At 44.4% G+C, this 14859-nt stretch carries 12 protein-coding genes and 1 pseudogene; 1 reads left to right on the top strand and 12 read right to left on the bottom strand.

All coding sequences use genetic code 11. The features are described 5' to 3' along the window. Positions 1 to 240: 240 nt before the first annotated feature. The 8 genes and pseudogenes from QF028_RS28810 to QF028_RS28775 all read right to left on the bottom strand — a co-directional run bounded on the left by QF028_RS28810 (position 241) and on the right by QF028_RS28775 (position 7482). On the bottom strand, positions 241 to 840 hold the full coding sequence (locus tag QF028_RS28810) for a thymidine kinase (protein WP_429472585.1): 600 nt from the start codon (positions 838 to 840) through the stop codon (positions 241 to 243). A gap of 108 nt (positions 841 to 948) precedes the next feature. Beyond that, positions 949 to 1164: a 50S ribosomal protein L31 gene (gene rpmE / locus QF028_RS28805; protein WP_088090223.1), complete on the bottom strand. Its 216-nt coding sequence runs from the start codon at positions 1162 to 1164 to the stop codon at positions 949 to 951. A gap of 239 nt (positions 1165 to 1403) precedes the next feature. Next, positions 1404 to 2669 carry a transcription termination factor Rho gene (gene rho, locus QF028_RS28800; protein WP_088090224.1) on the bottom strand — a complete coding sequence of 422 codons (1266 nt, stop codon included), beginning with the start codon at positions 2667 to 2669 and terminating at the stop codon, positions 1404 to 1406. A 495-nt stretch (positions 2670 to 3164) separates the two neighbouring features. Beyond that, on the bottom strand, positions 3165 to 4127 hold the full coding sequence (glpX, locus tag QF028_RS28795) for a class II fructose-bisphosphatase (RefSeq protein ID WP_088090225.1): 963 nt from the start codon (positions 4125 to 4127) through the stop codon (positions 3165 to 3167). A gap of 116 nt (positions 4128 to 4243) precedes the next feature. After that, entirely contained in the window at positions 4244 to 5530 is a 1287-nt protein-coding gene (locus QF028_RS28790) for a UDP-N-acetylglucosamine 1-carboxyvinyltransferase (protein WP_168241299.1), read from the bottom strand. Between the two features lie 183 nt (positions 5531 to 5713). Further along, positions 5714 to 5896: pseudogene (locus QF028_RS28785) on the bottom strand (fructose-6-phosphate aldolase); the annotation flags it as partial. Positions 5897 to 6004: 108 nt separating this feature from the next. After that, a complete protein-coding gene (locus QF028_RS28780) occupies positions 6005 to 6862 on the bottom strand; it encodes a class II fructose-bisphosphate aldolase (protein ID WP_429470869.1) in 858 nt (285 codons plus the stop codon). Between the two features lie 248 nt (positions 6863 to 7110). Further along, positions 7111 to 7482 (bottom strand): response regulator, encoded by a 372-nt coding sequence (locus tag QF028_RS28775; RefSeq protein WP_066248710.1) that lies wholly within the window; start codon positions 7480 to 7482, stop codon positions 7111 to 7113. Positions 7483 to 7653: 171 nt separating this feature from the next. Between QF028_RS28775 and QF028_RS28770 the strand changes: the two genes are divergently transcribed. Then, positions 7654 to 8160, top strand: a complete 507-nt coding sequence (locus QF028_RS28770; protein WP_429470866.1) for a DUF2529 domain-containing protein — start codon at positions 7654 to 7656, stop codon at positions 8158 to 8160. Between the two features lie 387 nt (positions 8161 to 8547). Here QF028_RS28770 and QF028_RS28765 read toward each other — a convergent pair whose 3' ends face one another. The 4 genes from QF028_RS28765 to icmF all read right to left on the bottom strand — a co-directional run bounded on the left by QF028_RS28765 (position 8548) and on the right by icmF (position 14731). After that, entirely contained in the window at positions 8548 to 10143 is a 1596-nt protein-coding gene (locus tag QF028_RS28765) for a CTP synthase (RefSeq protein WP_429470864.1), read from the bottom strand. Positions 10144 to 10356: 213 nt separating this feature from the next. Then, positions 10357 to 10941, bottom strand: a complete 585-nt coding sequence (gene rpoE / locus QF028_RS28760) for a DNA-directed RNA polymerase subunit delta (protein WP_429470862.1) — start codon at positions 10939 to 10941, stop codon at positions 10357 to 10359. Between the two features lie 196 nt (positions 10942 to 11137). Further along, positions 11138 to 11335, bottom strand: a complete 198-nt coding sequence (locus QF028_RS28755) for a hypothetical protein (protein ID WP_168241305.1) — start codon at positions 11333 to 11335, stop codon at positions 11138 to 11140. 150 nt (positions 11336 to 11485) lie between these two features. Further along, positions 11486 to 14731, bottom strand: coding sequence for a fused isobutyryl-CoA mutase/GTPase IcmF (gene icmF, locus QF028_RS28750; RefSeq protein WP_429470860.1), 3246 nt, complete (start codon positions 14729 to 14731; stop codon positions 11486 to 11488). Between the last annotated feature and the right edge of the window lie 128 nt (positions 14732 to 14859).

Raw genomic sequence — 14859 nt, 5'->3', positions numbered from 1 at the left:
CCGCTAAAACTGGGTCGGATTCCGCCAACTTCCAAAGTGATTCCGCCAGACTCCCCAGAATTCCACCGAACTCAAAGTTTATTCCGCCGAACTACCCAAACATTCCGCCAAACCGCAAATTTCTCCCTAATCAAACAAAAAAACTGCCTGAGAATCCCTTCTCAGACAGTTTTTCCAATGGTGTCAGGCACTAATTATGTAAACTCAACCAACCCTGACATTCATTTGTACCTTTTTGCTCTATGCATGAACGGTATAGGACGCCGTTTTTGGGACTTCGTGATGATGACGGCAGCGGGGCTCGTACGCTTCGGAGGCACCCACTAAAATCACTGGGTCATGGTAAGAGGCTGGACGTCCATCAATCAGACGCTGCGTCCGGCTTGAAGGCGAACCACAAACAGAACAGACCGCCTGCAGCTTCGTCACCGACTCAGCAATCGCCATCAACGCAGGCATCTGCCCAAACGGCTCACCGCGGAAATCCATATCAAGACCCGCACAAACCACACGATGGCCGCTGTCAGCCAGCTGCTGAACGACCCTGAGAATCCCCTCATCAAAAAACTGAACCTCATCAATGGCAATAATATCCATATCCGCTTCCACATGGTGAATAATCTCAATCGAATGAGTAATTGGCTTCGCATCAAAAGAAGATCCATTATGAGAAACGACAGATTGATCGTGATAGCGATTATCAATTTTCGGCTTAAAAACAGCTATCTTTTGTTTGGCGAACTGAGCACGTCTAACGCGGCGAATCAATTCCTCCGATTTCCCAGAAAACATACTGCCACAGATAACCTCAACCCATCCGCTTTGCTTCATTAAATACATAAAACGGCGTCTCCTTCCAAGCAAATCCTTAAATATCTATCAATTATTTGAATTTTATTAAAATAAAAAACAGGCAAGTAAATTGCTGCTTGCCTGTACTTTTTACAATTATTGTTGCTGTTGGCTCTTGATGCCGTATTTCTTGTTGAAACGGTCAACACGTCCGCCAGCTTCAGCGAATTTTTGACGACCAGTATAGAATGGATGACATTCTGAACAAGTTTCAACGCGAATTTCTTTCTTAACTGAACCAGTTTCAAAAGTGTTTCCGCATGCACAAGTCACCTGTACCATTTTATAATTTGGATGAATTCCTGCTTTCATTCTTTTCATCTCCTTCCGCCCTGAATCATTCGAAACAGAGTTATATAAAGCACTTGTAAAAACAAGCACTGAAATACTAAAAACACACTGCACCCATTATAACAAGCAAAGCCATCTTTGGCAAGTTGGGATTTATTGGTTTCTTTTTTTAAAAAGGAACCCATCATGCCCCCTTTACCAGGGTTGTCCGATTCCTAATTTACAAGGACCGGCTTAATTTGACCCCTTCACCGCATCGGCTACGAACGTCTAGATTTCAGCTCTTCCCCTAGTTGCGCGAAGAACTCTTCATTCGACTTAGTTTGTCTTAATTTTTTCAAGAAGCGCTCCGCAAAATCTGGTGAATCTGACATCGACTTTCTGATCGCCCATAATTTATCCAAATGATCCTTCGGAATCAGCAGTTCTTCCTTACGCGTTCCCGAACGACGGATATCAAGCGCAGGGAAAATACGGCGTTCAGCCAGCTGACGGTCAAGGTGCAGTTCCATATTACCTGTCCCTTTAAATTCCTCATAAATCACGTCATCCATCCGTGAGCCTGTATCGACTAAAGCCGTCGCAAGAATCGTCAAACTGCCGCCCTCTTCGATATTACGGGCTGCCCCGAAGAAACGCTTTGGACGGTGGAAGGCTGCTGGGTCAATACCACCAGAAAGCGTTCTTCCGCTTGGCGGAATTACAAGGTTGTATGCACGAGCCAGACGCGTAATACTATCCATCAGGATCACGACATCGCGTTTGTGCTCGACTAAACGCATCGCGCGGTCAAGCACCAACTCCGCTACTTTAATATGATTTTCAGGTACTTCGTCAAACGTCGAACTGACGACGTCACCGGCAACCGAACGCTCGATGTCGGTCACTTCTTCCGGACGTTCATCGATTAACAACATGATTAATTCCACTTCAGGGTGGTTCGTTGTAATGCTGTTCGCAATTTCTTTTAACAGCATTGTTTTACCGGCCTTTGGCGGAGCGACGATTAAGCCACGCTGCCCAAAACCAACCGGTGCCACAACATCCATAATCCTTGTCGATAGATGTTTTTGCGTCGTTTCCAATTTCATCTGTCTGTTTGGATATAATGGTGTGAGGCCCGGGAAGTACACCCGTTCTTTCGCTGATTCCGGATCTTCCCCGTTGACAGCCTCCACGTGCAATAGTCCATAATAACGCTCATTTTCCTTTGGAGGTCGTACCTTACCGGAAACTTTATCCCCATTACGAAGGTCGAAGCGGCGGATTTGCGAAGCAGAAATATAGATATCCTCTGAGCTTGGCGAGTAGTTAATTGGTCGTAAGAATCCAAATCCTTCTGATTGGATGATTTCCAAGACGCCTTCCATAAAGAAATACCCCTGCTGTTCCGCACGAGATTTTAGGATGGCAAAAATTAATTCTTTTTTTGTTAATTTGCTGTAATAGGTCACTTTATATTCGCGAGCAAGCTCATAAAGCTCCTTCAGCTTCATATTTTCTAAACTTGAAATTGTTAAGTCCATTTGTGCACCACACTTTTATTTTTTTGGTTCTTTAAGCTTGGTCGTTGATTTCCGCTCCAGGTGCTTCGCTTTCCGCGGGCGGTTCGGGGAGCCTCCTCGGCGCAAAGCGCCTGTGGGGTCTCCCCTGCCCCGTCCTCCCGCAGGAGTCTTCGCACCTTCCGCTCTAATCAACGTAGGCTTTATATCAGCAATGACCTCTAACACAGCCATTTCTTTCAATCAGATAATAATTAAGAGAGTTGAGGAATTGAAATAGAAGTAGTAAGAAATGAATAGAATTGCAGAAAAGTGCATAAAAACAATTACTATTTTACCCTCTATGCAAAAAATTAATCAACTAAATTTTCTATTTTCATTCATTGGGAATTTTTTCTGTGAAGGAGTTCGTTGAAAATTCCTAATCGAGTGTAATAGGAGTTTTTTAATTTAGGAGAGGTGATGCCATGAAGGGTGCCTGACACGCACTGGTGTCAGGCACCCTTCACGGGGCATCGCCTATTTAATCACTAAATTAGGTTTTTTCTTTAAACTATGACGACCTTCGACAAAGCGGACGGTGCCTGATTTGGCACGCATAACGATTGAGTGGGTCGAACCGTAGGATCCTTTGAATTGAACACCGCGCAGCAATTCTCCGTCGGTAATCCCTGTCGCAGCAAAAATGGCGTCATCGCCTTTGACAAGGTCCTCCATCCGCAGGACGCGATTGACATCGAGGCCCATCTTGATGCAGCGCTCAAGCTCCGCATCATTTTGCGGCAATAGTTTACCGATGATTTCGCCGCCAAGACATTTTAAGGCAACAGCAGACAGAACGCCTTCAGGAGCACCGCCAGAACCAAAGAGAATATCAACACCGGTATTGTCGAATGCCGTATTAATGGCACCTGCCACGTCACCATCATTAATTAACTTGATTCTTGCCCCTGCTTCACGAAGCTGGGCAATGATATGCTCATGGCGCTCACGATTTAAAACAGTCGCCACGACATCCTCGATATCTTTATTTTTCGCTTTGGCAACGGCCTTTAAGTTATCTAGAACAGACGCATTGATATCAATATGTCCGACTGCTTCGGGCCCAACCGCGATTTTTTCCATGTACATATCAGGAGCATGAAGAAGGTTGCCATGGTCAGCAATCGCAAGAACCGCTAAAGCATTCCAGCCGCCTGATGCTAAAATATTGGTACCTTCGAGCGGGTCAACGGCAACATCGACGCGTGGTCCGTAGCCTGTCCCAAGTTTTTCACCAATATAAAGCATTGGTGCTTCATCCATTTCCCCTTCACCAATGACAACTGTACCTTTCATTGGCACGGTGTCAAACACATCGCGCATGGCAGAAGTAGCTGCACCATCGGCCTCATCTTTTTTCCCACGGCCCATCCAACGGGCTGAAGCTAGTGCTGCTGCTTCTGTGACACGGACAAGCTCCATCGTTAAACTTCTTTCCATCGGTCTCCATCTCCCCTATGTCTTTTGTTTATCTCCCGAACTTTGCTTTCTGTCTAGGCTACAGCGCTCTGCGGCTAAACGGGCGCTTCTGCTTTTCTATTGTCTAGCTCCAGCGCCTATGTGTTTTTCATCTGTTCTACTTCTTCTTTTGTTAACGCTTCCCGCCAAATGGTTGCACCGAGTCCGTTTAGTTTTCCGACAAGGTCACTGTAGCCGCGGTCGATATGTTCAAGACCGGTTACTTCAGTAATTCCTTCGGCAATCAAACCGGCAATGACAAGAGCGGCTCCTGCCCTGAGGTCGCTTGCCTTCACTTTGGCACCTTGAAGCTGAATCGGGCCATTTATGATGGCGGAGCGTCCTTCCACCTTGATATTGGCGTTCATTCTTCTTAGTTCATCGATATGTTTAAAGCGGGCACCGTAAATCGTGTCTGTCACAACACTTGAGCCGGCAGCTTTTGTCAGGAGTGTTGTAAACGGTTGCTGTAAATCGGTCGGAAACCCAGGATAAACAAGCGTTTTAATATCGACAGCCTTTAATTTTGTTGACCCGTCAACAAACACTTGATCATCGCCGGATTCGACACGAACACCCATTTCGCGCAGTTTGGCAATTAATGATTCTAAATGCTGCGGGATGACGTTATCAATTAACACGCCTTCGCCCACTGCTGCGCCTAAAATCATATACGTGCCAGCTTCAATTCGGTCCGGAATAATGGTGTGGCGGCAGCCATGGAGTGATTCCACACCATCGATGCGGATCACGTCGGTTCCTGCGCCTTTAATTTTCGCACCCATACTTGTTAGCAGCGTCGCCACATCAATGATTTCTGGCTCTTTCGCCGCATTTTCAATCACCGTCCGGCCTTTGGCCCGAACAGCCGCCAACATGATATTAATCGTTGCTCCCACACTGACGACGTCGAGATAAATCCGTGCGCCGCGAAGCTCGTCCGCCCGTAAATAAATCGCCCCTTGTTCATTGGTGATTTGGGCCCCAAGTGCTTCGAAACCTTTAATATGCTGATCAATCGGTCTTGGTCCTAAATGGCAGCCGCCAGGTAAGCCAATTACCGCCTTTTTAAACCGGCCGAGCATCGCACCCATTAAGTAATAAGAAGCACGGAGCTTTTTTACTTTCCCGTTTGGCAGGGGCATGGAAATCATGGTAGATGGGTCGACCGTCATATCGTTGTCAGAGAGCTGAACATTTCCGCCGATTTCTTCAAGAAGGTCCTTCAAGATTTCAACATCTGAAATGTCCGGCAATCCCTCAATTGTCACTGGTGATTCCGCTAAAATTGTTGCAGGAATTAATGCGACGGCACTGTTTTTTGCCCCGCTGATCCGTACAGTTCCCTTTAACGGATATCCACCCGCAATTTTAAGTTTTTCCATTTTCGACTCCCTTCTAAGCCCTTGTAAGTCAATCGGTACGCATCCGCTTATTACTGAATGAGGCTCTAGGTATATTTTTCCATCATGAAAAGTCAAAATCCGACAGTTTGTCTATCCTTTAGTTTACACCAAAATTCTATTTTCAAGTATGGCAATGAAAAATTTTTTCATAAAACTGGAAATTTATGCCTCTGTACGAGCTTTCCAGTCTGTTAGGAAGCCTTCAATACCCTTATCTGTTAATGGATGATGGAATAATCCCATTAATACTTTGTATGGAATGGTTGCAATATGAGCGCCTCTTAACGCGGCTTCTGTCACGTGAACTGGATTACGAATGGAGGCTGCAATGATTTCTGATTCAATTTTCAGTTTTCTTTACAGACTGAAACCGCCCTTTTGTAAGGACGGTTTCATTTTATCATAATTGGAACAAATATAAAAACGCCATTGTTCCCGTTTTTTAGAATTGTCTTACGCTTTGCCTGAAGAACCGAATTCACGAATTTTGCCAATAACGGTTTCTTTGATGGCATCACGAGCTGGTCCTAAATATTTACGTGGATCGTATTCTTCAGGTTTAGCAGCTAATGATTCACGAACAGCTTTTGCAGATGCGATTTGATTTTCTGTGTTCACGTTTATTTTGGCTGTTCCAAGTGAAACAGATTTTTGGATATCCTTTAATGGGATACCAGTTCCGCCGTGAAGGACTAATGGAAGACCAGCAATCTTTCCAATTTCTTCCATCTCAGCAAAACCAAGGTTTGGTTCGCCTTTGTATGGACCGTGAACAGAACCTAATGCAGGTGCAAGGCAGTCGATACCTGTGCGTTTTACAAGTTCTTCACATTCTTTTGGATCTGCGTAAATGACGCCTTCAGCGATAACATCGTCTTCTTGGCCGCCAACAGTTCCTAGTTCCGCTTCAACAGAAACACCTTTTGAATGAGCATAGTCAACTACTTTAGATGTAATTTCGATATTTTCTTCAAATGGGTGGTGAGAAGCATCGATCATAACAGATGTGAAGCCTGCATCAATCGCTTCTTTACATTTTTCAAAGCTTGAACCGTGGTCAAGGTGAATGGCCACTGGTACTGTCACTTTCAAGTCTTCCATTAAGCCTTCAACCATTTTTACAACGGTTTTGAAGCCGGACATATAACGGGCAGCACCTTCAGATACCCCAAGGATAACTGGTGAATTTTCAGCTTGTGCAGCTTGAAGAATGGCTTGTGTAAATTCTAGGTTATTTAAGTTAAATTGCCCAACCGCATATCCTTCTGCTTTTGCTTTGATGAGCATTTCTTTCATTGAAACTAATGGCATTTCTCTTCCTCCTTAGTTTAGGTCGCTATCTTTTTCAAAAATGAGCCTTCCATATTAAGGTTTTCCCTCAATTTTACGGATTATGTATTACTTGAAAAAGATAACCAAACAGTAAAAAGTTCATATGTATCATATCAAACCAAGGTTCGAAATGCCATTAAAAAGACAGAGTTTTATAAACTTTCATAATGAAAGCGCGTCCATTTAACTATTCCTAAAGTTCTTATGTTTTTTATAAAAAAATGACGTTAATTCATCTTTTGAGGGATGTGTTTTCGAACGGCTGCACGAATATCATCAATGTCAAAAGGCTTGGCAAAATGAGTAATTGCTCCAAGGTCCTTCGCTTCTTGAATCATATCCAACTCGCCATAAGCTGTCATGATAATGACGCGAATGTCAGGATCGATTACTTTCATTCTTTTTAAAATCTCGATTCCGTCCATTCCAGGAATTTTCATATCCAATAGGACAAGGTCGGGGTCATGCTTTGTTACAATTTCAAGGGCCTGAATGCCATTGGCAGCCTGAAAGGTCTGATACCCTTCTTTTTGAAACACTTCATTTAGCAGGATTCGAATGCCAAACTGATCATCAACAATTAAAATTTTCTCTTTCATAACTCCACCTCTTCCTTATTTTTAAATTGCTTTTTTATTATCCCCTATATCTCTCACTTGTTATATTTCTCGCTGAAAGAGAAATTCTCCTGCAGAAATTTTGATATTTTTCTTTTATTTTTGCAGTGGCATAAAAATGCTTATAATAAGAGGGTGAATAGGAGGGTTTTTATGTTAAAAATGTTTACTACTCAATTAACCGGTCTATTGAAGCGGATTGAGGAAAAAGAGGAATATTCCTTTGAAGATGGTGCCCGCTTGCTTGCGCAAGGGCCGATATATATTTTTGCCACGAAGGAAATGAAGGCGGTTGAGTTTGAAGCTTTAGAGGGTGCCGAACCATTAAAGGGCGCAAAGGTGTTTGAGCACATGGGAGAGCTAACTGACTCGGATCGGGTGCTGATTTTCTCACGGTATTCAAGTGATGAAGACGCTATGGAGGTGGCCGCTCAACTTCAGGAAAAGATGATACCTTTTGTGGCTGTTTCCACGGCTGTACCGGAGGGTGGAAAATTGCAAGAGTTGGCTGATCTCCATATCGATTTACGGCTGACGAAAGGCCTCCTCCCCGATGATTTTGGAAACCGCTATGGATATCCATCATCAATGGCAGCATTATTCGTTTATTTCGGCTTGAAATTTACGATTGAGGAGATTTTAGCGGAGTATGAGGAGTAAAACGGGGTGAATAACCCTGTTTTTTTTATTGCCTTTGATTATTTCCCGGGGGGTTAAGAGGTCAAAATTATAGACTTTGGACCTTTGTGCCATTTTGGGGTGGTTTTGTGCCAATACCAGGTGGTTTTGTGCTTTTTTGGCATGCTTTTGTGCCATTTTCAAAGGGTTTTGTGCCATTTTGAAGTAGTTTTGTGCAATTAGACAATAAATGGAAATTACTTGCATGATGTTAATACCACTTTTACAAAAATCCCCTATATATATTTCACTGCAAGTTACCTTTTTATAAAAATCACCTTTGTATAACCTGACACACATACCCTTTTTATAAAAACCCAAAGATAAAAAAACAGGACCAGCAAACTAAACTGGTCCTGACCACAAAACTTATTTTTGAATTGTTGCTTTAATAAAGTCACGGAACAAGGGCTGCGGACGTGTTGGTCTAGAGACGAATTCCGGATGGAACTGCGAAGCTACAAACCACGGATGGTCCTTCAATTCGACAATCTCCACTAAACGGCCGTCCGGGCTAGTCCCAGAGAACACAAAGCCGCGAGCTTCCATGTCTTGACGATAATGATTGTTAAACTCATAACGATGGCGGTGGCGCTCATAAATAACCTCTTCGTCGTACGCTTCAAACGCCTTCGAGCCCTCAACAATACGCGCAGGATAAAGACCTAAACGCAACGTGCCGCCTAAATCCTCAACATCCTTCTGCTCTGGAAGCAAATCGATAATCGGATGAGCTGTATCCTCATCAAATTCTGCAGAATGCGCACCTTGAAGTCCAAGCACATTGCGGGCAAATTCAATCGTTGCCAGCTGCATTCCTAAACAAATACCAAGGAATGGCTTCTTCTGTTCACGAGCATAGCGCGTCGCTTCAATTTTCCCTTCAATCCCGCGGTCACCAAAGCCGCCCGGAACAAGGACACCGTCGACATCATTCAATAACTCAGCCACATTTTCACGTGTAACCTCTTCGGCATTAATCCATTTAATTTCAACATCGGTATCAAACGCATAACCCGCATGTTTCATCGCTTCAACGACAGAAATATAAGCATCCTGAAGCTCCACATATTTTCCGACAAGACCAATGCGCGTCTTATTCGAAAGGTTGATGACGCGGTCAACGAGTGCTTTCCACTCCGTCATATCCGCTTCGTTCGTAACTAATTTCAAATGATCGCAGACGATTTGGTCCATATTTTGATCTTGAAGCGCTAGTGGAATCGAATAAAGTGTATCGGCATCGCGACATTCGATTACAGCTTTTGCATCAATATCACAGAACAAGGCAATTTTATCCTTCATATCCTGTGAAACCGGCATTTCCGTCCGCACGACAATAATGTTTGGCTGAATACCAAGGCTGCGAAGCTCTTTCACACTGTGCTGGGTCGGCTTGGTTTTCATTTCACCCGCTGCTTTAATATATGGAATCAGCGTACAGTGAATGTACATCACATTTTCCGAGCCGATATCGCTCTTGATTTGGCGAATTGCCTCAAGGAATGGTAGTGATTCAATATCGCCTACCGTTCCGCCGATCTCCGTAATCACGACATCGGCATTCGTTTCTTTACCAGCGCGGAAGCAGCGCTCCTTAATTTCATTGGTGATATGCGGAATAACCTGTACGGTTGCACCCAAATAATCACCGCGGCGCTCTTTCCGTAAAACCGTCGAATAAATTTTTCCGGTTGTTACGTTGCTGTACTTGTTTAAGTTGATGTCAATAAAACGCTCATAGTGACCTAAGTCCAAATCTGTTTCAGCGCCATCACCGGTAACGAATACTTCACCGTGCTGGTACGGACTCATTGTTCCAGGGTCAACGTTAATGTATGGGTCGAATTTTTGAATGGTCACATTCACGCCCCGATTTTTCAATAAGCGTCCTAAAGATGCTGCTGTAATTCCTTTTCCTAGTGATGAAACCACACCACCAGTTACAAAAATATATTTTGTCATAAATATTTCCCCCTCTTATACAGTTTGTACATTATTCAGTTTGTTTAAGGGTTTTTGTAAAAAAATATTTTCCTTACGCCCGAAAAAATTTGGAACAATAAAAAACGCTCTCCTACTCTTAGTAGGGAGCGTATTATAAGTAAATAACGTATCGTCCTTTTTTAAGGAGCCCAAAAGTGATTCTACAAGGGCATGCAAAAAAAGTCAAGTTGATTAATCTTTTTCTACTTCTTCCTCATCATCGAATACTTCTTCTTCCTCAAGATCATCATCGAGGTCTTCGTCTTCTTCATCAAGGTCAATCTCGAGCTCATCCTCAATCACATCATCATCATCGTCTTCATCAAACTCGTCTACTTCGTCGATATCAAGATCATCTTCATCATCAAGGAGATCATCTTCATCATCAAAGTCATCAAAATCATCATCAATTTCTTCCACTTCATCGATTTCATCGAAATCTTCTTCGTCGACAACCTTCTTCGCCTTTTTCTTCTTAGGTTTCACAACGGTGACAACTTCTTCCTCAGCAGTATCGACTGGATACCAAACGCGAAGTCCCCAGCGGTTACTTCCTAATGAAAGGAAACGGCCATCTACATTTATGTCGGTGTAAAATTGTGCTAGTCTTGATTGAATTTCCTGCTCAGTAATCCCAGATGCCTTCCTTATCTCCTTTAATAGATCATTAAAGGCAATCGGCTCCTTACTATTTTTCAAAAATTCAAAAGCCATTTCCATAAGGGAAAACTCTTTTAATTCCTCTTTTGAGTATTGTGCTAAACTCAATATGGGCACTTCCTTTCTCTATTTAACACTCTTAAATGAGTGATTAACGGACATAACAATAAGGTTGATTAATATAAATTTGAGAATTGTCCAGCTCCAGCGACTAGTGTACTTCGGTAAATAGGCGCTTCCACTTTTCTCTTAAAAATACATATTCTTCATTATAAACAAATTCTTCCGGTTTATGCTAGTGCTAGTCGTTGTTTCACTTGAATTTTTGCGGATGAGCCTTTTCACTATCCGTTTTCTTGGCTTGCTTCTGCTTTCTCATCTCCTTAATAGATATCACTAGAAAGAAGATTGCTAGCAGCAGGAACGAAATTGCGCCCAACTGACGTTGATAGAGATAATTTAATGGCCAGGCACAAACAATTAAAACCACCAATATATGACTTACCTTCATTTGCTCACCTGCCCAAAACCCTCGAAATATGTACGCTAAATCGATTATATAAGATTAACGCAAATATTAATATCTCATAAAATAAGTTTTATTACAAAAATTGGTGTCAGGCACCATGTGAAACATTCACATGGTGCCTGACACCGTACTTTACATATTTCGTCGATATTGTCCGCCCACTTCGTACAGGGCTCTCGTGATTTGCCCGAGGCTGGCTACTTTAACGGTTTCCATTAATTCGGCAAAAATATTGCCATTGTTGACGGCGGCCTCTTTTAATCGCTTCAACGCTGCCCCTGAAGCATCTGCATGACTTTCCTGGAAGGCCCGTAAATTGACGATCTGCAGTTCCTTCTCTTCGTAGGATGCGCGCGCTATTTCCATATTATTGACATCTTCCGCTGACGGAGGATTCGGGTTCAAATACGTATTAACGCCAATAATCGGTAATTCGCCGGTATGCTTTTTCATTTCATAATACATCGATTCATCTTGAATTTTGCCGCGCTGATACTGTGTTTCCATCGAACCAAGCACACCGCCGCGGTCATTCAAACGCTCAAACTCTTGTAGGACCGCTTCCTCGACGAGATCGGTCAGTTCCTCGACAATAAATGAACCTTGCAACGGATTTTCATTTTTCGCTAAACCATGTTCTTTGGTAATAATCATCTGAATCGCCATCGCCCGGCGTACTGATTCTTCCGTCGGAGTCGTAATGGCTTCATCATACGCATTTGTATGGAGCGAATTACAATTATCCTGCAGGGCCATTAATGCCTGCAGTGTCGTCCGGATATCATTAAAGTCAATTTCCTGAGCATGGAGCGAACGGCCAGAAGTCTGGACATGATACTTTAATTTTTGGCTGCGCTCGTTAGCGCCGTATTTATTGCGCATCACCGTTGCCCAAATTCGTCGTGCGACACGGCCAATCACCGTATATTCTGGATCCAATCCATTCGAGAAAAAGAACGACAAGTTCGGGGCAAAATCATCAATGTTCATTCCGCGGCTTAAATAGTATTCCACATACGTAAACCCATTTGACAATGTAAACGCCAGCTGCGAAATCGGATTGGCACCGGCTTCCGCAATATGATAGCCCGAAATCGACACAGAATAATAGTTGCGGACTAGATGTTCGATGAAATACTGCTGAATATCACCCATCATCCTTAGAGCAAACTCGGTTGAAAAAATACATGTATTTTGGCCCTGATCTTCTTTTAATATATCGGCCTGAACCGTCCCGCGCACCGTCCGTAACGTATAAGCCCGTACCTCCGCAAACTCTTCAACGGTTAACACGCGGCCAAGTTCCGCTTCCTTCCGCTGCACCTGCTGGTCGATCGCGGTATTCATAAACATCGCTAATATTATCGGTGCTGGTCCATTAATCGTCATCGAAACTGATGTCGACGGATGGCACAGGTCAAAGCCGTCATATAGCTTTTTCATATCATCTAACGTACAAACACTGACGCCGCTTTCCCCGATCTTCCCGAAAATATCCGGACGGTAATCCGGATCTTCACCGTACAATGTCACGGAGTCAAACGCGGTACTTAACCGTTTCGCCTCATCATCCTTCGATAAATAATGGAAGCGGCGATTCGTCCGCTCCGGTGTCCCTTCGCCTGCAAACTGCCGTTTCGGATCTTCCCCCTCACGCTTGAACGGAAATACCCCCGCCGTATACGGGAACGAACCCGGTACATTTTCCTGGTAGACCCAGCGCAGAATTTCACCGTAATCCTTATACCTCGGCAGCACCACTTTCGGAATGTCGAGTCCTGAAAGGCTTTTCGTTTTTAACACCGTGATAATCTCTTTATCACGAATCCTCGTCACGAACTTATCGCCAGAATAGGCCGCCTTTGTCTTCGCCCACGAATCGAGGATTTTCCGTGATTCTGGTGTCAGACGCGCCTCGGTTTCTTGCTTCACCGCTTCTAAAGCAGCATTCACCGCCGCATCGCTTACCGCTTCAATCGCCCCTTCTAACTGGAATAACTTCCGGGCAATATTCGCCTGTTCTTCGGCTTTCTTATGATAACCGCGCACCGTTTCAGATATTTCACGTAAATAATAACGACGGTCGGTTGGGATAATCACATTTTGCTTCTCCACAAGGGCATTTTTACTAAAAGAAGTCACCCAGCCGGTGCCCATTTTGTCATTAATTTTTTCAATCAAGGCCGCGAACAATGCATTCGTGCCCAGGTCATTGAACTGGCTCGCAATCGTTCCATAAACCGGCATATCATCGATGTCTTTTTCAAAAAGCATATGGCTCCGCTGATACTGCTTTTGCACCTGACGCCTTGCATCCTCCGAGCCCTTGCGCTCAAACTTATTAATGACAATCAGGTCAGCAAAATCAATCATATCAATCTTTTCAAGCTGGGACGGCGCTCCAAATTCACTCGTCATCACGTACAAGGAAACATCGCAAATCTCCGTGATTTCCGCATCCCCCTGGCCAATCCCGCTCGTTTCGACAATCACGAGGTCAAAGCCAGCAGCCTTCGTGACGGCAACCGCATCGCTGATCGCCAGTGATAATTCACTTTTCGAATGTCTTGTGGCCAGACTGCGCATATACACATTCGGCGAAAAAATCGCATTCATGCGGATCCGGTCCCCTAACAGCGCACCGCCTGTCTTTTGCTTGGTTGGATCCACCGACAGAATCGCCACCTTTTTATCCGGCAATTCATTAATAAAGCGGCGGATCAATTCATCGGTCAAGGAACTTTTTCCGGCACCGCCCGTACCCGTGATCCCGACAACTGGAATCCGCTTCTCCAGTGACTTTACTTGGTCAAGCACCTGCTCAACCGTTGCCGCCGCCTCGTTCCGTTTATCAACATGAAGCTCTGCCAAGGTAATCAACTTCGCCACTGCATTCACATCACCCGTCGGAAGCTTCTCCATTTGTTCAGCCGCATCCAGCGGAACCGTCGCAAAATCGCACTCCTCCAGCATCCGGTCAATCATCCCTTGAAGCCCTAACTTCCGGCCATCTTCCGGTGAAAAAATCCACGCAATCCCGTACTCATGCAGCTCATTTATTTCCCGAGGGATAATCACACCGCCTCCGCCGCCATAAATGCGGATGTTCGGCGCCCCTTTTTCCTTCAGTAAATCGTACATATATTTAAAGTATTCAACATGCCCGCCTTGATACGACGAAATCGCAATCCCCTGCACATCCTCCTGAATCGCCGCGTTCACAACCTCCTCAACCGAGCGATTATGGCCAAGATGAATGACCTCGGCCCCGCTTGCTTGAAGAATACGCCTCATAATATTGATGGAAGCATCATGCCCGTCAAACAAACTCGAAGCCGTGACAAAGCGAATATGATGCTTCGGCTGATAATTTCCCATAGTTCTCCCCCTTTTTTATAAAAGGCTCCGTTAAACTTGGCTGTTGATTTCCGTTCCAGGCGCGTGCGGTTCGCGGGCGGCCCGGGGAGCCTCCTCGGCGCTAAGCGCCTGTGGGGTCTCCCCTGCCC

The organism is Neobacillus sp. B4I6, from assembly GCF_050434045.1.
Classification (GTDB): domain Bacteria; phylum Bacillota; class Bacilli; order Bacillales; family Cytobacillaceae; genus Neobacillus.
This window is presented reverse-complemented; position numbering and strand designations above follow the sequence as displayed.

Excerpts from the sequence above, each read along its gene's own strand:
- QF028_RS28810 (WP_429472585.1), bottom strand. The coding sequence starts at position 840 with ATGTATTTAATGAAGCAAAGCGGATGGGTTGAGGTTATCTGTGGCAGT.
- rpmE (WP_088090223.1), bottom strand. The coding sequence starts at position 1,164 with ATGAAAGCAGGAATTCATCCAAATTATAAAATGGTACAGGTGACTTGT.
- rho (WP_088090224.1), bottom strand. The coding sequence starts at position 2,669 with ATGGACTTAACAATTTCAAGTTTAGAAAATATGAAGCTGAAGGAGCTT.
- glpX (WP_088090225.1), bottom strand. The coding sequence starts at position 4,127 with ATGGAAAGAAGTTTAACGATGGAGCTTGTCCGTGTCACAGAAGCAGCA.
- QF028_RS28790 (WP_168241299.1), bottom strand. The coding sequence starts at position 5,530 with ATGGAAAAACTTAAAATTGCGGGTGGATATCCGTTAAAGGGAACTGTA.
- QF028_RS28780 (WP_429470869.1), bottom strand. The coding sequence starts at position 6,862 with ATGCCATTAGTTTCAATGAAAGAAATGCTCATCAAAGCAAAAGCAGAA.
- QF028_RS28775 (WP_066248710.1), bottom strand. The coding sequence starts at position 7,482 with ATGAAAGAGAAAATTTTAATTGTTGATGATCAGTTTGGCATTCGAATC.
- QF028_RS28770 (WP_429470866.1), top strand. The coding sequence starts at position 7,654 with ATGTTAAAAATGTTTACTACTCAATTAACCGGTCTATTGAAGCGGATT.
- QF028_RS28765 (WP_429470864.1), bottom strand. The coding sequence starts at position 10,143 with ATGACAAAATATATTTTTGTAACTGGTGGTGTGGTTTCATCACTAGGA.
- QF028_RS28755 (WP_168241305.1), bottom strand. The coding sequence starts at position 11,335 with ATGAAGGTAAGTCATATATTGGTGGTTTTAATTGTTTGTGCCTGGCCA.
- icmF (WP_429470860.1), bottom strand. The coding sequence starts at position 14,731 with ATGGGAAATTATCAGCCGAAGCATCATATTCGCTTTGTCACGGCTTCG.